This window comes from Hymenobacter gelipurpurascens, from assembly GCF_900187375.1.
Taxonomy (GTDB): Bacteria; Bacteroidota; Bacteroidia; order Cytophagales; family Hymenobacteraceae; genus Hymenobacter; species Hymenobacter gelipurpurascens.
Window position 1 is genome coordinate 1,971,856 of sequence record NZ_FYEW01000001.1, and the last position, 19,761, is coordinate 1,991,616.

A 19,761-nucleotide genomic window follows, 5' to 3' on the forward strand; every position below is an offset into this window, starting at 1 on the left:
TTGCCTAATATGCAAAAAGCACATCCGAGACCATACGTCTCGGATGTGCTTTCAACAGCCTGGCTTACAGAGGAGTTCCCGCCTGCTACTGAGTGGCCTAGCCCTCCCAGATGTGGCCGTCTTTCATCGTGATTTTGCGGTCGGCCATTTCGGCCAGCTGGTCGTTGTGGGTGATGATAACGAAGGTCTGGCCTAGCTCCTTGCGCAATAGAAAGAATATCTGGTGCAGCTCCTGGGCGTTCTGTGAGTCGAGGTTGCCGCTGGGCTCATCGGCAAAGATGATTTCCGGTGAGTTGATGAGGGCGCGCGCCACGGCGGTACGCTGCTGCTCGCCGCCGCTCATTTCGGAGGGCTTGTGGTCGGCGCGGCGCTCCAGGTTCAGCATCCCGAGCAATTCGCGGGCCCGCACGCGGGTTTCCTTTTCGGAGCGGCCCGCCAGATAGGCTGGCAGGCACACGTTTTCGAGAGCCGTGAATTCGGGCAGCAGGTTATGAAACTGGAAGATGAAGCCGATGTGCCGGTTCCGGAACCGCGCCAGATCGGAACGGCCCAGGGAGCTCACCGACTCGCCATCGAAGAGCACTTCGCCGGAATCGGGGTTGTCCAGGGTACCCAGAATGTGTAGCAGCGTGCTTTTGCCAGCCCCGGAAGAACCAACGATGGACACGATTTCCGACTTCTCAATCGTCAGATCGATGCCTTTAAGGACTTCCAGCGTGTTGTAGCTTTTGCGGACGTTGATGGCTTGCAGCAAAACAAAGCAATGGTTAGTGAGCCGTAGGTACGGGAAACAAATCTACGGAATGCACAAGAGTTGCCGCGCAGATTGTGCAGATTAGCTTCGCCGACTGGCCTAGCTCTCTCTAAACGACTAAGTGGCCCGCTCAGATGCCGCTGCCGCTATGCGTACTTTTTCCATGCCTGCCTTCCGTTTCTCGTTTCGCGCTGGGTTGCTCTTTCTAGGCCTGTTGTTTGGCGCGCTGGCTATCTGGTGGAACCGTCCGCGCCAGCCGGCTGCGTCCACTGCAGTCGTTTCATCCGGCCCCATACTGCCGCCTCCCGCCGATGGCAGAATGCGCGGCGTAAACTGGGTAGCCGCTGACTCCGCCTCTTCCAGCAACATGGAGCCACTGGTGCGGGCCCACATCACCTGGATTGCCCAAACCCCTTTCGGTTGGCAAGCCGCCGCAACCCAACCCGAAATCCGGCTGCACACCGGAAACAACAAAGGCGGCCGCGGTGGCTACTGGGGCGAAGCCGATGCGGGCCTCATCTACACGGCGCAGCAGGCCCGCAAGAGCGGCATCAGCACTTTGCTTAAGCCGCACCTATGGCTGCGCAACGGCGGCACTTGGCCTGGGGATATTAATATGACCTCTCCCACCAATTGGCAGGCTTGGTTTACCAGCTACTCTACCTTTATTCTGCACTACGCGCAACTGGCCGAGGCGCAAAAGATGGAAGCTCTCTGTATCGGGACAGAATTGGCGCATGCCAGTGTAGGCCACGAGAAAGAGTGGCGGGCTTTAATCAAGCAGATACGGCGGGTGTACCATGGCCCCCTCACGTATGCCGCCAACTGGAGCGGCGAGTTTGAACAGATCAAGTTCTGGGATGCGCTGGATTTTATTGGCATACAGGCCTACTTCCCGCTCAGCAAAACTACCTCACCAGAAAAGGCTACCCTTTTAGCGGCGTGGCAGGAGCCCTTGCGGCGCATCGAAGCAGTCCAGAAACGCTACAAAAAACCTGTTGTGTTCACTGAAGTCGGCTATAAAACCACGCCCGACGCCGCCATTGAACCCTGGGCCTGGCCCGACCGCATGGCTGTGGTAACGAGTATAGACGAAGAGACGCAGCGGGTGTGCTACGAGGCGTTATTCGAAACATTCTGGAAGCGACCCTGGCTGCGCGGCATGTTTATCTGGAAGTGGTACCCTGGCCTACAGCCCGATGGCCCTGCCCGCCGCCACCTCGATTTCACGCCCCAGCACAAACCCGCCGAGCGGGTACTGGCAGACTGGTACTCGAAATGAGTTGCCGGTTGCCAGTTCGTTCAGTCGACAGGCAACTGGCAACTGGCAACGCATAACCTGCATCAATACCTCATTTTCAGCCAACAGAAGCAAAAACTAGCAACTGGTAACGGGTAACTGGCAACTGGCAACTCATTTCTGCCTACTTTCGCGCCTAGTAAACCACCCCGAAACCCCTCTTAACTGACCTCTATGAATATTCACGAGTATCAGGGCAAAGACATTCTGAAGCGCTACGGCGTACGCGTGCAGGAAGGCATCGTGGCCGATACGGCTGAGGAAGCTGTAGAAGCCGCCAAGAAGCTAACCGAGCAGACCGGCACGAGCTGGTATGTTATTAAAGCCCAGATTCATGCCGGCGGACGCGGCAAAGGGGGCGGGGTGAAACTCGCCAAAAACCTGGAGCAGGTAAAAGAAATTGCTGGCCAGATCATTGGCATGCAGCTCGTTACCAAGCAAACCGGTGCCGAAGGCCGCAAAGTGCATAAAGTACTGATTGCCCAGGACGTGTACTACCCTGGCGAGTCGGAAACCAAGGAATTCTACATGAGCGTACTGCTGGACCGCACTACCGGCCAGAACGTTATCATTTATACCACCGAGGGTGGCATGGACATCGAGGAGGTAGCTGAGGCGCATCCCGAGAAAATCCACCGCGAGCATGTTGACCCACGTGTAGGCCTGCGCCCTTTCCAGGCCGCTAAAATCGCCTTCAACCTGGGCCTGACCGGCACGGCACAAAAAGAGATGGTGAAGTTCGTGATGGCTCTGTACAAGGCCTACGACGAAACCGACTCGGCCATGTTCGAAATCAACCCCGTGTTGAAGACTTCGGACGACAAGATCTTGGCCGTTGACGCCAAAGTAACCCTCGACGAAAACGCTCTCTACCGTCACAAAGACTTCATTGAGCTGCGCGACACCAACGAGGAAGACCCCTTGGAAGTAGAAGCTTCGGCCTCAAACCTGAACTATGTGAAGCTCGACGGCAACGTGGGCTGCATGGTGAACGGCGCGGGCCTGGCCATGGCTACCATGGACATCATCAAGCTGAGCGGTGGCGAGCCGGCCAACTTCCTCGACGTAGGGGGTGGAGCCAACGCCCAGACCGTAGAAGCTGGTTTCCGCATTATCCTGAAGGATCCGAACGTGAAAGCCATCCTCATCAACATCTTCGGTGGCATCGTGCGTTGCGACCGGGTGGCCAACGGTGTGGTAGAGGCCTACAAGAACATCGGCGACATCAAAGTGCCGATTATCGTTCGTCTGCAGGGCACCAACGCCGAAGAAGGCGCTCGTATCATTGATGAGAGCGGCCTGAAAGTTTTCTCGGCAGTACTGCTGAAGGATGCGGCTCAGAAAGTGAAAGAAGTTCTGGCATCGCAAGTAGCCTAGGCCTGCTTGTTCTGCTGTAAAAAGGCCCGTCCGGTTCAACCGGACGGGCCTTTTTCGTTTTAGTACCCAACCCAGTTATCAGCACTTGCGTTAAGGCAAGCTCACTGTACTTTTCCGGGTATTGATATGGGTAAAACCTTTACTGTTTTGGCCGTGGTGGGAGCTTTAGGCTCAGTTCAGCAAGTTCAGGCACAGTCTACAGAAACAGCGCCCAGTACCGGGAAACAAGTTGTTTACCTCACGGCCACTGACCCTGTCTCCTATCTTTTTCAGTACAGCCCACCTACTACCGACTACCTTACCCGCTTCCGCGAAATGTATGGCCTGGAAGCCCTCGTAGCGCAGCAAACAACTGACTTGGGCCGCGCTAAAGCCTTGTGCCAGTGGGTACACAACCGCCTGGAGCACGATGGGCACCAGCCCTTCAAGTCGACAGATGCATTTGCCATTCTGCATGCCGCTATGCTGGGCCAGCCGGTGCAGTGCGTAGAATATGGCCGGGTGCTGGCCACCGCATTCAATGCGCTGGGCATGCCCGCTAGGCCACTATATCTAAAATCAGCCAAAGTACAAACAAAAGCATCGGCCGCTGGCCATGCCCTCACGGAAGTCTGGCTCCCTGATCTAGGCAAGTGGGTAATGGTGGACAGTCAAGCGGATATCATTCCCACCCTCAATAACCTACCTCTCAATGCGATAGAGTTACAGCAGGCGTTGTCACTAAACGATAATGGCCTAGGCATCATTACCTCATCCGGCGCGAAAGGCAAACCGTACTTCCGCTGGCTGCAGGAGTATCTGTATTATTTTGATACGGTAATGGACAACCGCTACAACGTAAAGTCGGCGCGCACGGGCTTAATGCTGGTACCCATGGGAGCTCATAAGCCTGTGATATTCCAGCGGGTAAGCTCCATTCACAATATGCGTTATACTCATTCGCCCGCTACCTTCTACGCCTCTCCCACTGATGCTTCCTGGATAGTTAAAGGCACCGCAGCCAAATAAAGCGCTGATGGCATGGCCTAGGCCACCCCTAACAAACCCGGAAGCTACGTGGACTGAGAAGGAAGAGCATAAGCTTTATTCACGAATGCTCTTATAGGGTAAAAGCCCGATCACCTTAGGATGGTCGGGCTTTTACTCTCAGTTTGTGCAACAAGGAGCTGCGTCCTCCAGCTCGTGCGACTCAATTGTTACTGTACGCCGCCTCTTTCAGCAACACCAGCATTCTCTTGAGCCTCTAATCCGATAGACTCGCCTTTCACGCGCAAATCCACTTCCATATTGCCCCGGGTACCTACCGAGTACGGGCAGATTTTATGTGCCTGCCGCACCATGTCAATGGTTTTGTCTTGGTCGAAGGATTTCAGGTCTACATCCAGTACGGCTGACAAGCCGTAGCCTTCTCCCTCCTGAAACAAGGATACGGAGCATTTTACCTCTGTTTGCGGATCGAGCCGGTCGCCGGCACGTTGCGCAATGACCAGCAGGGCTTGCTGGAAACAGGAAGAATAGCCCGCTGCGAACAGTTCCTCAGGATTTGTAGCGCCTTTTTTGCCGCCCAGCCCTTCCGGCACTGACATATCCATGTCAATTACGCCCGTTGCGGAACGAACATGACCACTGCGGCCTCCAATAGCCGTAGCATCGGCGGTGTATAAAGTCTTCTTTTCGGTGCTTGCCATACGAGAGTCGGTTCAGGGTGTAATAAGTAGTATTCGTTAACTGCCCTGAGGCATGGAAGGTTACTTCGGAAGAGTGCAGGATTTTGCCGAAAATGCAGTGCGTGGTTTGGCGGCGCCGCATTTTCTCTCTAGTTTTGCCACCCACTACCGGGTTGCGTAGTACAACGGATAGTATGGGAGCCTCCGAAGCTCTAGATCTAGGTTCGATTCCTAGCGCGACCACAATCAAGCCCTCCCCTACTCTGGTGAGGGCTTTTTTTATTTGCCATATATCGCGCAAAGCACTCTGCCAGAAAGCGAAATGGCTTGCTGTTGCTGCCTCTATTGAAGGGATAATACTCGCAGACTATGAGAGCGGACTTCTTGTCCATGAGGCATCCTCGCTCAACGCGGTAAAGCAGAACAAGAACACCATTTATATATTCAATCGATCATATTAAATTATTTGAATAAAAAATATTACTATTATACCTCACACTTGCTTAACCCTATTCTCGGCTAGAGCAGGTTATAGGGCTCTTTGTTCGTCAACTTTTCTTTTGTGCCTATGAGAAGCTCACATTTACTGTCAGGCTTTGCGGGTTTCCTACTAGGCATTAGTGGTTTTATCAGTTGTACGTCACGATTTGCACCTACTGCCGCGGAAATAGCAGGAGGCCGAGAGTACCAGAATCAGAGAGGACTCGACAGGCTGGACTCACTTACCAAGAGCTACCGCAGGAGCTATTTTGGCAAAGCCAAAGCGCAGCAGGCCTTCAATATCAACGCTGATATTGTTCGTAAGATCATTGATCCTCAAGAATGTAAGGCAGTCCGCATTTACTTGGGGCGGGCAATATCTGATGGCCGGCCAGAGTACCGTCTGATACTAGTAGGCACCGATGGAACCCGGGACCTTATCCGCCAAGATGGCAAAACCAGTCTTGTCTCCTATGTGATTGGAGAGACGGCTGATCGATGTCCGCATAATTGTGACCCATCCCAGCAATGATGTTCAACACTCGGTATTGAGATTCTTAGCTGCTTTTTCCTTTTCGATACAAACAATTAATAATCAATTATTTATTTCATATCAATAGACCACTTTTGACTTGTTCGCCGGTTATCTGTTCGTTTTCTCTGCACCATATCGCCATGAAAAAGATTCTTTCTTCCTTCTGGATGTATCTCGTGTTGTTTCTATTGTTGGGAACTATGGTTGGGTGGCAGCAGCGGCCTGGCCTAGGGCAAAACAGGCCCCCTAGAACGGACCCAATCAATCCTAAAGCCGGCAAGAAGGCCGATCTGAAGGAACAGGAGATGGTGTTCAGATGGGTAAAAAATTACCGGCAAAACTTCAAGGACAGCACCAAGTACAGCAGGTCATTCTTCTTCAGCAAAAAAATTCTGGAGGATATTACCAAAGGAAAAAGTGCAGGTGTCAGGATTTACCAGGCGCTCGATGACAATGGCGTTATGCAGGCCGTTATTATTGGCACGGATAAAGACGGTAAAGACTTGTTTGATCCTAATGCCGCGGTAGTGGAGTCAAGCTCCTTCATTGGGTTGACGCTGGAAAAGTGCCCCAATAACTGCGACGGAACCAGCCCCCTGCTTACCCGATAACCACTGCAGCCTTATTTTCTAACCATACCCATGGATACCTGGGAAGGACTGCATGCACTCAACCGGGCACTGGAAGCTGCTCCGCTGCTGCCGTTTGCGTGCGGCTGGGTGCGGCGGCGGCGGCTCCCGTATGCCTTCCGGCCAGTTTACTACTATGTAGGGGCCAAGTCTTTCCTGTATTTTCTGGATGCGTTCAGCCGGATAGTCTTTCACAACAACGTGTATGTGTACCACTTAAACACGGTGCTGCTGGTGCTCCTCCTGACGCTTACGTACCGCCGGCTGCTTCCTCAGCAGTTGCTCCGGATTGTGCCGCTAGGCCTATGGGGCTTCGGGATTATTGCGCTGCTGGACGCCACGGTGCTCAATGGCTTGTTCATCGATGTGAATTCCTACTCGCAGGCGTATGGGTGCGCCCTCCTGATTGTGCTGGCCATTCTGCACGTTACTTACCTCACGCGCAATCCCACGGAACCAGCCCTCGAAGACCGGCCGGAGTTCTTCCTGAGCGCGGCGGTGCTGGTGTACTGCTCCTGCTCCATCGTCAGCTATGTGGCTATCAATGTGATTTACCACATGGATTACGACATCGCCACCATCATCCGCCTCGATACCCTGATTAGCAGTCCGGATACGCTCCTGATGGCTATACAGATGGGGCTGCTGGCCTGGATGTTTCATTTTTTCCCGTTGAGTGTTGCCCCGTTACGGGCCTTGCCGGTGTGGCTGCATTACAGCCACTGGCACCCAAAGCCGTATTTGCTGCTAGGCCAGTCTTTGCGGAACCTGCGGCGCCTCCGCCGGCTGGAGCGGCCCCGAGCCACGGCTTGGCGAAATGGCTAGGCCACTAAACTTCACACATCATTCCCTTAGAACGCTCTAGCGGCACCTACTTCATTACCAGTTCAGTTAGCAGCAAGCCATGCCCGATGTATTGCTCCCTTTCCTGCTCATTGGTCCCATTCTGCTGCTGTTAGCTATTGGCATTGTGGTGATTCTGGTGCGAGAGCAGCACCGACGGCTGCGGGAAGAGCGCGAGAAACAGCAGCTGCTGGCCGAACAGAACGAGTTGCTGGAACAACAGGTAGCAGCCCGTACGGCCGAAGTAGTAGCCCAGCGCAACAGTCTGGAGCAGGCGCTGCTGGAGTTGCGCAACACCCAGACGCAGTTGGTGCAGCGGGAGAAAATGGCTTCGCTGGGGGAGCTTACGGCCGGCATCGCGCACGAAATTCAGAACCCGCTCAACTTCGTCAACAACTTTGCGGAGGTATCGGGTGAACTGGTCAATGAGCTGGAAACCGAGCTGCAGGATACGGCCAGCCACTCCGGGGCCAAAGCGGAACTCCTCGACGACCTGAAGCAAAACCTGCGGCGCATTACCCAACACGGCCAGCGCGCCGCCGCCATTGTGCGCGGGATGCTGGAGCACTCGCGAGCCAGCACTGGTGAGCGGGCCCCTACCGACCTGAACCTGCTGGCAGAAGAATATCTGCAACTGGCCTACCAGAGTGTCCGGGCCAAAAACAACAAGGTGGCCTACACGCTCATCACCCACTTCGACCCCAACCTGCGCACGGTACCCGTAGTGCCCCAGGAAATTGGGCGGGTGCTGCTTAACCTGTTCACCAACGCCTTTTACGCCGTGCAGCAGCGCCAGCAACAAGGCGACAACGGCTACCTACCGGAAGTTGCCGTGAGTACCCAAGGCCTGACGGGGTGCGTGCTGCTGAAGGTGCGCGATAATGGCACGGGTATTTCGCAGACCGTGCAGCAGAAAATCTTCCAGCCTTTCTTCACCACCAAGCCCACCGGCGAAGGTACTGGCCTAGGCCTCTCGTTGAGCTACGACATCATCACGAAGGGACACGGCGGCACGCTCACCGTCAATTCAGAGCCAGGCCGTTTCACGGAGTTTATTATCAGCTTACCGCAGTAGCCGGGCAGTTTTCACCAGTCCTAAGGGTTTTACTTACAGGCAATTCACGAGCAACTGGGTCTACATCTGACGATGCTAAAAAGAAATACTGCCCTGCTCCTGTATGTGAAAAAATTTATTTATATTTTTACTTTAGGGATATCTAGTTCCATCGAGCAGGGAAGTGTGGTTTCCTTGCCCCGTGTTTTTCGGGTGGCGGCTCACGCTTGAGAAGGAATCGTGGCGCAGGCAGCAGAGTATTGCCTGAGATAGTGGATGCCGCCAGCGCGGCCGAGCATGAGCAGAGGGTAAGTACCGTATTCTGGTTGAGCACGATGTCAATCGAGCAGCTACTTCCACCACGACTTCGGGGCCGCCGGTTTGCCCGGCAGGTGGTCAATACCCCCGTGGGCATTCCGGTAGCGGAGTCGGCTAACTATGGCCTGATGTATCGGGTATCGTCGCAGTGGATGCGGCATTTTCTGGTGCAGGGCGCCCTGTTGCTGGCAGGCGTATTTTCGGCTGCGCTGGGGCTAAAGGCTTTTCTGCTGCCCAATGGCTTTATCGATGGCGGCGTAACCGGTATTTCCATGCTGGTCAGCCACGTAACGGGCATTTCGCTGTCAATCCTGATTGTAGTTATCAATATTCCGTTCATTGTACTGGGCTACTTCCAGCTGGGCCGCACCTTTGCCATTCGCACGCTGGGAGCTATCCTGCTGCTGGCCATGGCTTTGCTGGTCATTACGTTTCCACCTCTCACGCATGATAAGCTGCTGATTGCTGTGTTTGGCGGGTTCTTTCTGGGAGCGGGTATCGGGCTGGCGATGCGCGGCGGTGGCGTGCTAGATGGCACCGAGATTCTGGCCGTCTATATCAGCAAGAAGCTTCCTGGCTCCATCGGCGACATCATCTTGATTATCAACATCGTTATCTTCAGTGTAGCGGCCTGGCTGCTGTCGGTGGAAACGGCGCTGTACTCCATTCTGGCTTACTTATCGGCGGCTCGTACCGTCGATTTTGTGGTATCGGGGATTGAGGAGTACACGGGTCTTACCATCATTTCGGCCCAGAGCGAAGCCATCCGGCAGCTTATTACCGACAAGATGCGGCGCGGCGCCACGGTGTATGAGTGCACCCGCGGCTTTGGCTCTCATGGGCACCAGCACATGCGCATGGAAACCATTTTCACCGTCGTGACAAGGCTGGAAGTACTTAGCATCACCGATGAAGTACATAAGATAGACCCGCACGCCTTCATCGTGATGCAGTCTGTGAATGATACACGGGGCGGGCTAGTGAAGAAACGACCACTCCACTAGCCGGCTCTCCGGCAGCGTGAGGCGGATGTAGTCTTCCGCTGACACCTTCAATCTGAATTCTGATGGAAACCTGGCAGCAATATTTAGGGGTCCGCTCGAGCGAGGTAAAAACGGTGAGGTTGTTTTTTCTGCACAACTTCCTGCTCGGCATTGGCACCATCCTGATCTACGTAGCGGCCACCGTCATCCTGCTTGATCATGAACCTGCGCGTAGCATGCCCCTGGCCTACGGCCTGAGTGCGCTGGCTATGCTGGGCACCGGCAAGCTCTACGCATATTTTGAGCACTGGCTGCCCCTCACGAAGCTGGCTACCCGCACCCTGCTAGTGGTCATTGGCTTCATGGCCCTGATTGGTATTCTGGTGTTTGTAGGCCACTCCGTAGGCGCCGCTATTGCCCTAATGGTGGTGTACCGGCTGATTTATCTGCTCACGCACCTGGAGTTCTGGGGCGTGTCGGCGGTGGTGTTCAATGTGCGGCAAGGGCGGCGGCTGTTCAGCGTCATTAGCTCCGGCGACATGCCCGCTAAGGCCCTGGGTGCCGTGCTGGCCATCTTCGTGCACGCCCAGGCCGATTTGCTGATGCTGCTCCTGCTGGCTTTTGGAGCCTATCTAGCCGCGCTTTTCACGCAGTATCTCACGTTTCAGTCGCACGTAGTGGAGGCTAGGCCAGTGCCGCACCGCGCCCGTCAGGTAGTTACTTCGCTGGTGCTGCGGCGCATGTTTGGCAGCAACCCCCTGGTCCTGACGATGGGCCTGAGCTGGCTGGCTGTAGCGGCAGTAGCTACCGGCGTAGAGTATTTCTTCTTTGTGAATGTGAAGGAGAAGCTGCAGGACCAAGGGCCTATCCTGGAGTATGTAGCTACGGTGCTGGCCGTTACGTATCTGCTGGCCATGCTGGGCAAACTCCTGCTCACGCGCCACGGCCTCGATAAGCTAGGCCTGCACCGCACCCTGTTGCTGCTGCCCCTTGCCACGCTGGGTGGCCTAGTGGTGCTGGGCGTACTGCACCTGACCCGTTCGGGGGCGGGCAGCTATCTGGTGTACTTCTGCGGCTTGTATCTGGGGCTGGAAGTGCTGCGGCGCGCTGTGTTTGAGCCGGTGTTTCTGGTGCTGTTTCAGCCGCTCTCGCCCCGGCAGCGTCTGCGCGGTCACACCCTGGTAAAGGGTTTCTATGAGCCGCTGGGTATAGGCCTGACGGGCCTGGTTCTGTGGTTGGTGTACGATGTGCCGGGCATGCGCGGCTGGGTGCCCTTCCTCTGGATGGCGGGGCTGCTGCTGCTGGCCGTAGTTATGCTGCGCCGCACCCATCAGTATTACCTGGAGGAGCTGAAGGCCGTGCTGGCGCGCCGCTTCCCCACCGAGGCCGTGCCCGCCAACTATACCCCGGCAGCCCTTACTACCTGGCCTACCGCCGAGCTGATCAGCATCCGCGAAGACCTCGACAAGCATGAGGCCGACTTCAGTGCCCCAGCAGCGGTAGTTTCATCCGGGTCTGATGCGGAGGCCGCGCCCACTCCCGCCGATGAGGCGGAGCTGCATGACCCCGACCTGCTGACCCGCAAAAAGGCCCTCTGGAACCGGCTTTCCCTGGAACCCGATTATCCGCCGGCCGTTGCCAGCCTGCTGGAGCTCGCCACCGCCGAAGCCCCCACCCATCGGGCAGCTGCTCTCACGCTCATTGGGTTTCTGGCCCCGGCGCAACAAGCTACGCTGCTGCATTCCTGCCTACGCAGCACCGATACTTCCTTGATAAAAGCTGCCACCCAGGCGGCCGCGCTGGCACCAAACCCCGAGGTAATTGCGCTGCTGACTTCGCTACTCAAAGAAAAAACAGTACGCAAAGCCGCTACTACCAGTCTGTTAGGCATGGGCGCCGTAGTGCTGCCTGCCCTGGAAGCGGCCCTCTACCGCGAAACTGAGCCATCGGATTTGCGGCGGCTGGCGGCCGTGTGTGCCCGCTTGGCTACTCCCGAGAGCCGCGCTGTACTCGTCAACCTGGCCCAGCAAACCCACCTCACGCGCCGGGCCGCGGCCCTGCATGCCCTGGGCTCCTGCGCCGCCGTGCAGGCCGACGCGCCTTTGTTTCAGCACCTGATGCAGAAGGAAATGCGCCTGGCCCAGCAGCTGCTGCATGGCATGCTGGGCGCCAACATGGAGCTGCGCAACTGCCTGAAGTATGAGCTGACCAAGGTGCAACAGCGGCTGTTTGGGCTCCTGCTCCAGCTCTACGACCGGCAGCCCATCCTTGATGCCCAGCGCAGCCTGACCCGCACCGGCCAGGAGCGGCAGGCCAATGCCCTCGAAATCCTCGACAACCTGATTCCTAGGCCACTTTACCAAGGCCTGCAGGCACTGGTAGATGTTAGCCGCCTCTCGAAAAAGGTACAGGTGTTTGATGGTCTGCTGGGCCCGATTTCGCCGGAATCCATTGTGCAAACAATTCTGGAACACGGCGACGAAGTGTTTTCGCCCTGGACGATTAGTGTGGCACTTCGGCAGTGGCAGCCTACTCCCGCCTCTATCTCCATTCTGCAGGACTATCTGGAGGATACCAACCCGCTGGTGCGCGAAAGTGCCGAGGACGTGCTGGAACTGCTGCCTGCCCGCTACCCGGCCGTGTATGAGCACTGGTGCAGCCTTTTCCCTACTACCGGCGCGCCTCAGCCCGTCATTCAGCGCATGTCCACCATCGACCGGCTGCTGCTGCTGAAACACACCTCGCTGTTTGCCGAAACCGTAGAGAACGTGCTTAGCAGCATTGTGCCTATCATGAAGGAAGTAACGTTTCAGGACGGGCAACAAATATTTGCGAAAGGCGACCTGGGCTCCTCCCTTTTCATCATTTACGAAGGCGAAGTAGGCATTTTCAACGACACACACTTGCTGGCGACCTTCCACTCCGGCGACTTTTTCGGGGAGCTGGCGCTGCTAGATGCCGAGCCACGCTCCGCTACGGCCACTGCCCAAGGCGAAGTGGTGGCCTTCCGGCTGGACCAGGAAGATTTCTATGATGTGATGGAAGAGTGCGAGGAAGTGCTGCACAACATTCTGCGGGTACTATGCCAGCGCCTGCGCCTCCAGAATGAAAAAATGAAAGCCCTCTCCGAGCCCCACCCGGCCTAGACTGGCCTAGGACAGGACTTCGTAGGTCATGACGGGGTTTACCTTGTGCTTGAGCGTCATTTCCTTGAGCGGCTGGCACTGAAACGACTCTTTCACGCGCTGGTACGTGGCTTCGGTGATAAGAATCTGGCCGGGCTGCGCTACAGATTGCAACCGCTGCCCTAGGTTCACGATGTCGCCGATGACGGTGTAATCCAGCCGCTTGAGAGAGGCCGAGCCGATGTTGCCCGACACCATTTCGCCGGTGCTTACGCCAATGCTCACCTTGGGCAGATACTCCAACCCATTGAGGGCCGTGTTGCAGGTGGTCTGGAGCAGATTCCGGATAGAAAGGGCGGCGTCGATGGCACGGTCGAGGTGGTAGTCGCCCCGGAATACAGCCATCACGGTGTCGCCCATAAACTTATCCACGTAGCCGCTCTGCGTGATGACTTCGTGCACCATCTGATCCAGGTAGGAATTGAGCAGGCCTACGAGGGCATCGGCGGGCAGCGTATCGGCCAGCTCCATAAAGCCGCAGATATCAATAAAAATCACGGTCGCATCGATGGTTTCACTCACGAGCAGCTTGTTCTCGAAGCCGGGCCGGGCCATGAAGTTGATGACAGTATCATCGACGTACATGCGCAGAATGTTGTTTTCCTGCACGGCCTTCAGGGTTTCGCGCAGCTGGCGCACGTGGGCTGCCGTCTTCTCGATGGTCAGCTCCAGGTCGTTGAAATCCACGGGTTTGCACACAAAGTCAAAAGCCCCGCGGTTCATGGCCATCCGAATGTTGGCCATATCCGAATACGCCGACACCATCACGGCCTTTAGCACTGGGTTTACATCGCGGAGCTTGGCCAGCAGCGTCAGGCCATCCATCACGGGCATCTTGATGTCGCTGAGCACAATGTCCTGATCCGGAAACTCCGCCAGACAATCCAGGGCTTCCTGCCCGTTGTGGGAAAACTTAAACTCATAAATGCCTTCCCGGATTTTGCGCCGGAACTTCTGCTTGATGAGCAGCTCTAAGTCGGCCTCATCATCTACAACCAGAATCTTGGTTTTCATAGCGGCATCAGGTTTCGTTTAGCGGAAGCAGTTTCTGCCGGAGCGCGGCGAAATCGAGTGGCTTGGTCAGGAAATCATCGGCGCCCAGCTGCATAGCTTTCCCGAAGTTGTCGGCGTCGCCGTAGGCCGTAATCATCATCACCTGGGGAGGCGGGTTGGGGTGGTCCTGCTTGATATACCGGAGCAGCTCTAGGCCACTCATGCCGGGCATATTGATGTCGGACAGTATCAGGATGACCTCCGAGTAGTGGTGCTCCTGCCGTAGATATACTAACGCATCCTCGCCGGAAAAGGCGAAGGCAAATGCAAATACTCCGTCGCGGATTTCGCGGCGGAAGCGCTGCTCAAACAGCAGCTTCACATCTAGCTCATCATCTACTACCAGAATCCTAATCATAGCGCAGCGGGTTGGGCGGGCACTGGCGGCATCTGGCCTACGGGCAGGCACACGGTAAACTCCGTGCATTGCCCCTCCCGCGACTCTACGCGCAACGTGCCGTGATGAATTTTTGTCACGATATCATAGCTCAGAGACAGGCCTAGGCCAGTGCCTTCGCCGGAAGGCTTGGTGGTGAAGAAGGGCTGGTAGATTTTATCGACCACGGCCGCCGGAATGCCGGTGCCATTGTCGTGCACCACAATGTGCACTTCCTGCTCCGTACGCCGGGTTTGCACTTTTACCTCCGGCTGGTAGTCCTTTTTTCTTTCCTCCTGCTTGCGCTTCTGCACGGCATAAAAAGCGTTGTTGAACAGGTTCAGCAGCACCCGGCCCATATCCTGCGGCACCACCTCTATCAGGCCCAGATTACTATCAAAGTCGGTGGTGAGGGTGGCGTTGAAGCTAGGATCTTTGGCGCGCAGGCCGTGGTAGGCCAGGCGCAGGTACTCGTCGCAGAGGGCATTGAGGTTGGTGGGCTGCCGCTCGCCAGTATTGGAGCGGCTGTGCTCCAGCATACCCTTCACAATAGAGTCGGCGCGGTGGCCGTGGGAATGTATCTTATCCAGATTCTGGGTCAGCTCCAGCACCAGCTCATCAGCGTACTCCTTTTCGGTGGCGGGCAGCGTTTGCAGCGGCCCTTCCTTCAGCTCCTGCAGCAGCTCCACGGCTACATCCGCGAAGTTGTTGACGAAGTTGAGAGGGTTCTGAATTTCGTGGGCGATGCCGGCCGTAAGCTCCCCCAGCGAGGCCATTTTCTCGCTCTGCACGAGCTGGTCCTGGGTGGTTTGCAGGTGATAGAGCGTGCGTTGCAGCGCAGAGGTACGCTGCTGCACCTGCCGTTCCAGGGTTTCATTCTGCTGGGCCAGCAACACCTGCTTTTCGCGCTGCTGGGCCATGGTCTGCTCCGAGAGCATGCGCACCTGATTCAGCTTGATTTTCAGCAGACGACTATCCAAGGCAAACTGCCGCGCCAGAAACAGCGAAATAGCCAGCACCGGGCTCAGAAAAGCCGGAAATGTAAGCAGCGTATGTACCGGCACCGACAGCACCTCGGTTTGCAGCAGTTGGTCGTTGTAGCGGGCCAAGAAGCCAAACACCACCAGCAGCACCAGCGCCATGGCAAAGCCCGCCGCAATAATGCCCGCCGACCGCCTAGACTGACGAATAGCAGCCAGCGTGAGGCGCAGTTGCTCTGCCGATACCAGCACCATAAAGGCCACCGTCGGGTACCAGGTCAGCCCAAAGCTGAAGGTCAGGAGGAATAAGCTCACTATATTCACTGCCCACAAACCGTAGTACACGGCGCCCCGCTCCACCGCAAACAAGCTATACAGAGCATGCACGGCCAGCACGCCGCCCGTTTGCAGGCACACATACGAGAGGATATCCAGCGTCAGGCGCACATCCAGCTGGTGCACTTCATCCAGGAAGCCGGTGCAGCAAAAGCTCACGGCAACGGCCAGCGTGTAAAGCGTGAAATACAGGTTGGCGCGTTGGGCGGGGTTATAGATAAAGAAGGCCATATGCAGGCAGCTAAGCAGCAAAAAGAGCCCGAATAGCAGCATATCGGACGTCTTGAAGGTGGCCTCCCGCTCATCCTGGTGCATTACCTGCTGTAGGCCATCGAGGTGGGCCTGAAAGAAGAGGGGCACGAAAAAGTCGCTGAAGCGGATGAACTGTGGCCACTGCGAAAAGCGCACGGCCAGCACCTGCTCTGCCTCCGGCCGAAACGTCAGCTCAATGGGCTCACCATCGGGCCAGTACGGCTGCACCTGGGCTGGGTCGGGGCTCAGGGTGCCGTAGCGGCGCACCAGCTGGCCGTTGAAATAAATCTCGGAGGCCGCGAACTGAAATACCCGCAGCACCACGGCCTTGCGGCGCAAGACTGGCCCTACCTGAAAGCGGAGCCGCAACCAGCCCTGCCCGGCCTGCTCCAGCTGCGGCAGCTCGTGCCGGCTAAGCGTGGGGTTGATGGGCTGCCAACCCTGGTCGTTGGTTTCGGGGCGGGCCCAGGCCAGGTTGTCGCCGGGGTGGTATTTCCAGCCTCGGGAAAGCATTAGGCCCGCAGGCGGCATCTCCCTGAAAACAATAGCCGGAATCTGGTCAGCCTGCGCAAAAGCTATCTGCGCAAAAAGGGCCAATAGCAGCAGAATCCGGGCTTTCATCAGGAGATAGAAACGGATGCACAGCCACAGTAGGTAAGCCCTGAACCAAAGGCTGCACCAGAGTAGCGGGCAGCACTTGGGGGCTTTATCCGGCAGCGACAGAACAAATACATGTATTTCAATTATAAATATAGTATTATTAAATATGAATTTAGTTCGGCTTATATCCGCTAAAATTTAACTTCATCCAATTGGAATCGGCGCCGGTTAGCCAGGCCTGCGGGGTTGGCTCCGGAGAGGCCTAGTTTCTCCTTGGCTTTAGGCTATGTCGTCACCTATGTCCTCCGCGCAAAATCTACCACGCCGGTCGGTGCTAGGCCAGTTGGGCCGACGGCTGATGCGGCTATGGTGGCGCGCCATCAACCTGGGCGTGCTGCCCAACCTCACGGTGTGGCAGCTAAAGCGGGTACATCTGCTCAATGGCATCTGCTGGATTACGGTGGGAATCTATGCCGGCTACGTGCTGATATTCTTTAATTCCCCCGACTGGATTACGTTCCGGATTTGCCTGTTTGGGCTGGTTCTGCATCTGCCGCCACTGCTGCTTAACTACTACCACCGCTACGATGCCTCGGCGTACTACAACATCCTGAGTGTGACGCTGCTGTGCTCCATCACGGCCATGGTGCGGCGCCACGATGGGGTGGAGTATTACCTCATCACCAATAGCATTGTGGGCATGCTGTTTTTTCGTAACTTCTGGAAGCTGGCCTTTCTGTTTGCCGTGAATGTGGCCGCTTACTTTGGCGTGCGCTACGCCATGACGAGGGTAGATATCAGCCTGTACGCGCCGGGCAGCCTGAATTTCTACAACGTGAACGTGGTGCTGTGTTTCCTGACGCTGTTTTTGGTGGTCTACTATTTCCGCACCGAGAACTTCCGGCAGGAACTGCTGCTCACCCGCCAGAACGACTCGCTGGCCCAGTCCTTGGAACATTTGCAGGCTACGCAGGCCCAGCTGGTGCAACAGGAGAAAATGGCTTCGCTGGGAGCCCTCACGGCCGGTATTGCCCACGAAATTCAGAATCCCCTCAACTTCGTCAATAACTTTTCAGAGGTAGGCCTAGAGATGGTGGAGGAGCTGCGCCAGTCCTTGCAGCAGGAAACCCTCTCCCCCGCCGGACAGCAAACGGTACAACAAGTGCTCAATGACCTGACCCAGAGCCAGCAGAAGGTGCACGAGCACGCCGGACGGGCGGGCGGCATTGTGCGGGCCATGTTGCTGCACTCGCGGTCCAGCACCGGCGAGCGGCTCCCCACCGACCTCAATGCCCTCTGCGACGAGTACCTGCGCCTGGCCTATCATGGCCTGCGCGCCAAAGACCCTAGCTTCACTGCCACCCTCACCACCGATTTTGCAATGCAGCTGGCTCCCCTGGAGGTGGCCCCCGAGGACCTGGGCCGGGTGCTGCTGAACCTGTTTAATAATGTCTTTTATGCCATGCAGCAAAAAGCCACACAAGCCCCACCCGGCACCTACCGGCCTACGCTCACGCTAAGTACTCGCCAGGCCGGCCCGGAGGTGCTGATACAGGTGCGCGACAATGGCACCGGCATTCCGGCCGCTTTACTGAACCAGATTTTCCATCCGTTTTTCACCACCAAGCCGCCCGGCTCCGGCACTGGCCTAGGCCTCTCCATTAGCTACGATATCGTCACGAAGGGGCACGGCGGCACGCTCACCGTCCAGTCGGTGGAGGGCGAATACAGTGAGTTTACGGTTCGGCTGCCGCGATAAACGCTGGTTCCAGCCGCTCCACTTTGCATCTGTCTTTTCTCCCTTTTCTTCACCTTATTCCCTTTCGCTCATGAAAAAGCATGTGTTTCTGGCCGCTCTGGCTGCCAGTGTGCTGGGCTTGGCCAGCGCCTCTTCCGCTCAAACGGATATGCCCGTGCGGGCCAAAGCCAAGATCAAAGACGATAAGGTAAAGATGCGTGACCTGACCGGCGAGAAAAACGAGCTGTCGGCGAAGAAAGGCACGGTCAAATCCAAAACGCGCACTCCCGACGGCAAAGCCAAGGTCAAGACGGAACCCGCCCACAAGGTTAAACAATAGGCGGCCCTAGCGCTTTATCAACACAGCATACTGCTGACAAGTTGCCGTAAACCTTATTGCCCAGCTTGTACGTATATGCCGGACCCCAACGCCCTGTGCGTATGAATATTCCCATCTCTCACCCTCTCCTTACTCTCTGCTCTTTATGAAAAAGTACCTGCTCTCTACCTTGGCTCTCTCGATGCTGCTGTCTGCCGGCTCCGCCACTTCTGCCCTGGCCCAAACCAAGGCCAAGTCTAAGGCCGATAGTGAGAAGACCAAGATGAGCGACAACGGCGCCACCGTTAAGACCAAAGTTGCCGATGATGGCAAAGTGAAGGTGAAAGGCAAATCAGAAGACGGTGCCAAAATGAAGGCCACCACCAAGCCCCGCGAAGGCGTAGAGATGAAGAACATGTCGATGACCGGCGACAAGGGTGTGATGGTGGGCGGCGCCATGATGACGCCCGATAAAGACATCGTAGACAACGCCGTAAACTCAACCGACCACACCACGCTGGTAGCTGCCGTGAAGGCCGCCGGCTTGGTAGAAACGCTGAAAAGCGCGGGTCCATTCACGGTGTTTGCGCCTACCAATGCCGCTTTCGGCAAGCTGCCCGCTGGCACGGCCGACATGCTCATGATGCCTGAGAACAAGCAGAAACTAACCACCATTCTGACCTACCACGTAGTACCCGGTCGCCTGCTGGCCGCCGACCTGAAAGATGGCCAGGTGCTGACGACCGTAGAAGGCGAAGCCCTGACCGTACACCGTAGCGGCGACATGGTAATGATTCATGACGCGAAAGGCGGTATGGCCAACGTAACGACTGCCAACGCAGTATCGAAAAACGGCGTGACGCACGTAATCGACACCGTACTGATGCCGACCAAGTAAGCGCATCTGCTTTTGCAGGCATTTTATCAAAAAAGCCGACCCTATTGCAGGGTCGGCTTTTTTGTTTGGCACATGTGGCGCTGG

Annotated in this window: 16 protein-coding genes and 1 tRNA gene; 12 read left to right on the forward strand and 5 right to left on the reverse strand. The window is 56.4% G+C overall.

What is annotated here, in order from left to right:
* Positions 1-97: 97 nt before the first annotated feature.
* Positions 98-754, reverse strand: coding sequence for an ABC transporter ATP-binding protein (locus tag CFT68_RS08265; RefSeq protein ID WP_088842932.1), 657 nt, complete (start codon positions 752-754; stop codon positions 98-100).
* Positions 755-902: 148 nt separating this feature from the next.
* Here CFT68_RS08265 and CFT68_RS08270 point away from each other — a divergent pair, with 148 nt between their 5' ends.
* The 3 genes from CFT68_RS08270 (at position 903) to CFT68_RS08280 (ending at position 4,439) form a co-directional block, all read left to right on the forward strand.
* A complete protein-coding gene (locus CFT68_RS08270) occupies positions 903-2,036 on the forward strand; it encodes a glycoside hydrolase family 113 (protein ID WP_141106493.1) in 1,134 nt (377 codons plus the stop codon).
* 192 nt (positions 2,037-2,228) lie between these two features.
* Positions 2,229-3,431 (forward strand): ADP-forming succinate--CoA ligase subunit beta, encoded by a 1,203-nt coding sequence (sucC, locus tag CFT68_RS08275; protein WP_088842934.1) that lies wholly within the window; start codon positions 2,229-2,231, stop codon positions 3,429-3,431.
* A 126-nt stretch (positions 3,432-3,557) separates the two neighbouring features.
* Entirely contained in the window at positions 3,558-4,439 is an 882-nt protein-coding gene (locus tag CFT68_RS08280; protein WP_088842935.1) for a transglutaminase-like domain-containing protein, read from the forward strand.
* A 188-nt stretch (positions 4,440-4,627) separates the two neighbouring features.
* Here the strand turns inward: CFT68_RS08280 and CFT68_RS08285 are convergent, their stop codons facing one another.
* Positions 4,628-5,119: an Ohr family peroxiredoxin gene (locus CFT68_RS08285; RefSeq protein WP_088842936.1), complete on the reverse strand. Its 492-nt coding sequence runs from the start codon at positions 5,117-5,119 to the stop codon at positions 4,628-4,630.
* Between the two features lie 150 nt (positions 5,120-5,269).
* Here CFT68_RS08285 and CFT68_RS08290 point away from each other — a divergent pair.
* The 6 genes from CFT68_RS08290 (at position 5,270) to CFT68_RS08320 (ending at position 13,086) form a co-directional block, all read left to right on the forward strand.
* Positions 5,270-5,341: transfer RNA gene (locus CFT68_RS08290), tRNA-Arg, on the forward strand.
* Between the two features lie 912 nt (positions 5,342-6,253).
* Positions 6,254-6,724, forward strand: coding sequence for a hypothetical protein (locus tag CFT68_RS08300; protein WP_088842938.1), 471 nt, complete (start codon positions 6,254-6,256; stop codon positions 6,722-6,724).
* 30 nt (positions 6,725-6,754) lie between these two features.
* Positions 6,755-7,567 carry a hypothetical protein gene (locus CFT68_RS08305; RefSeq protein ID WP_088842939.1) on the forward strand — a complete coding sequence of 271 codons (813 nt, stop codon included), beginning with the start codon at positions 6,755-6,757 and terminating at the stop codon, positions 7,565-7,567.
* A 79-nt stretch (positions 7,568-7,646) separates the two neighbouring features.
* Complete coding sequence (locus CFT68_RS08310) at positions 7,647-8,660, forward strand: sensor histidine kinase (RefSeq protein ID WP_088842940.1); 1,014 nt, start codon at positions 7,647-7,649, stop codon at positions 8,658-8,660.
* Between the two features lie 314 nt (positions 8,661-8,974).
* Entirely contained in the window at positions 8,975-9,961 is a 987-nt protein-coding gene (locus CFT68_RS08315; protein WP_245815314.1) for a YitT family protein, read from the forward strand.
* 62 nt (positions 9,962-10,023) lie between these two features.
* Positions 10,024-13,086, forward strand: a complete 3,063-nt coding sequence (locus CFT68_RS08320; protein ID WP_088842941.1) for a cyclic nucleotide-binding domain-containing protein — start codon at positions 10,024-10,026, stop codon at positions 13,084-13,086.
* 6 nt (positions 13,087-13,092) lie between these two features.
* On the opposite strand, the gene CFT68_RS08325 is transcribed toward CFT68_RS08320, so the two are convergent.
* From CFT68_RS08325 to CFT68_RS22095, 3 genes are read right to left on the reverse strand one after another with little or no spacing between them, the layout of a single operon-like run.
* A complete protein-coding gene (locus CFT68_RS08325; protein ID WP_088842942.1) occupies positions 13,093-14,139 on the reverse strand; it encodes an adenylate/guanylate cyclase domain-containing protein in 1,047 nt (348 codons plus the stop codon).
* Between the two features lie 7 nt (positions 14,140-14,146).
* Positions 14,147-14,536 (reverse strand): response regulator, encoded by a 390-nt coding sequence (locus CFT68_RS08330; RefSeq protein WP_212590377.1) that lies wholly within the window; start codon positions 14,534-14,536, stop codon positions 14,147-14,149.
* The gene (locus CFT68_RS22095) at positions 14,533-16,743 is read right to left on the reverse strand and encodes a sensor histidine kinase (RefSeq protein ID WP_245815315.1); all 2,211 of its coding nucleotides are present in this window, start codon (positions 16,741-16,743) and stop codon (positions 14,533-14,535) included. The genes CFT68_RS08330 and CFT68_RS22095 overlap by 4 nt, the downstream gene beginning before the upstream one ends.
* 277 nt (positions 16,744-17,020) lie before the next feature.
* On the opposite strand from CFT68_RS22095, the gene CFT68_RS08340 reads away from it, so the two are divergent.
* The 3 genes from CFT68_RS08340 (at position 17,021) to CFT68_RS08350 (ending at position 19,677) form a co-directional block, all read left to right on the forward strand.
* Entirely contained in the window at positions 17,021-18,481 is a 1,461-nt protein-coding gene (locus tag CFT68_RS08340) for a sensor histidine kinase (RefSeq protein ID WP_245815316.1), read from the forward strand.
* A gap of 70 nt (positions 18,482-18,551) precedes the next feature.
* Entirely contained in the window at positions 18,552-18,800 is a 249-nt protein-coding gene (locus CFT68_RS08345) for a hypothetical protein (protein WP_088842944.1), read from the forward strand.
* Positions 18,801-18,945: 145 nt separating this feature from the next.
* On the forward strand, positions 18,946-19,677 hold the full coding sequence (locus CFT68_RS08350; protein ID WP_088842945.1) for a fasciclin domain-containing protein: 732 nt from the start codon (positions 18,946-18,948) through the stop codon (positions 19,675-19,677).
* The last annotated feature ends 84 nt before the right edge of the window (positions 19,678-19,761 follow it).

Coding starts and splice junctions, on each gene's coding strand:
- CFT68_RS08270 (WP_141106493.1), top strand. CDS start 903: ATGCGTACTTTTTCCATGCCTGCCTTCCGTTTCTCGTTTCGCGCTGGG.
- sucC (WP_088842934.1), top strand. CDS start 2,229: ATGAATATTCACGAGTATCAGGGCAAAGACATTCTGAAGCGCTACGGC.
- CFT68_RS08280 (WP_088842935.1), top strand. CDS start 3,558: ATGGGTAAAACCTTTACTGTTTTGGCCGTGGTGGGAGCTTTAGGCTCA.
- CFT68_RS08285 (WP_088842936.1), bottom strand. CDS start 5,119: ATGGCAAGCACCGAAAAGAAGACTTTATACACCGCCGATGCTACGGCT.
- CFT68_RS08300 (WP_088842938.1), top strand. CDS start 6,254: ATGAAAAAGATTCTTTCTTCCTTCTGGATGTATCTCGTGTTGTTTCTA.
- CFT68_RS08305 (WP_088842939.1), top strand. CDS start 6,755: ATGGATACCTGGGAAGGACTGCATGCACTCAACCGGGCACTGGAAGCT.
- CFT68_RS08310 (WP_088842940.1), top strand. CDS start 7,647: ATGCCCGATGTATTGCTCCCTTTCCTGCTCATTGGTCCCATTCTGCTG.
- CFT68_RS08315 (WP_245815314.1), top strand. CDS start 8,975: ATGTCAATCGAGCAGCTACTTCCACCACGACTTCGGGGCCGCCGGTTT.
- CFT68_RS08320 (WP_088842941.1), top strand. CDS start 10,024: ATGGAAACCTGGCAGCAATATTTAGGGGTCCGCTCGAGCGAGGTAAAA.
- CFT68_RS08325 (WP_088842942.1), bottom strand. CDS start 14,139: ATGAAAACCAAGATTCTGGTTGTAGATGATGAGGCCGACTTAGAGCTG.
- CFT68_RS08330 (WP_212590377.1), bottom strand. CDS start 14,536: ATGATTAGGATTCTGGTAGTAGATGATGAGCTAGATGTGAAGCTGCTG.
- CFT68_RS22095 (WP_245815315.1), bottom strand. CDS start 16,743: ATGAAAGCCCGGATTCTGCTGCTATTGGCCCTTTTTGCGCAGATAGCT.
- CFT68_RS08340 (WP_245815316.1), top strand. CDS start 17,021: ATGTCCTCCGCGCAAAATCTACCACGCCGGTCGGTGCTAGGCCAGTTG.
- CFT68_RS08345 (WP_088842944.1), top strand. CDS start 18,552: ATGAAAAAGCATGTGTTTCTGGCCGCTCTGGCTGCCAGTGTGCTGGGC.
- CFT68_RS08350 (WP_088842945.1), top strand. CDS start 18,946: ATGAAAAAGTACCTGCTCTCTACCTTGGCTCTCTCGATGCTGCTGTCT.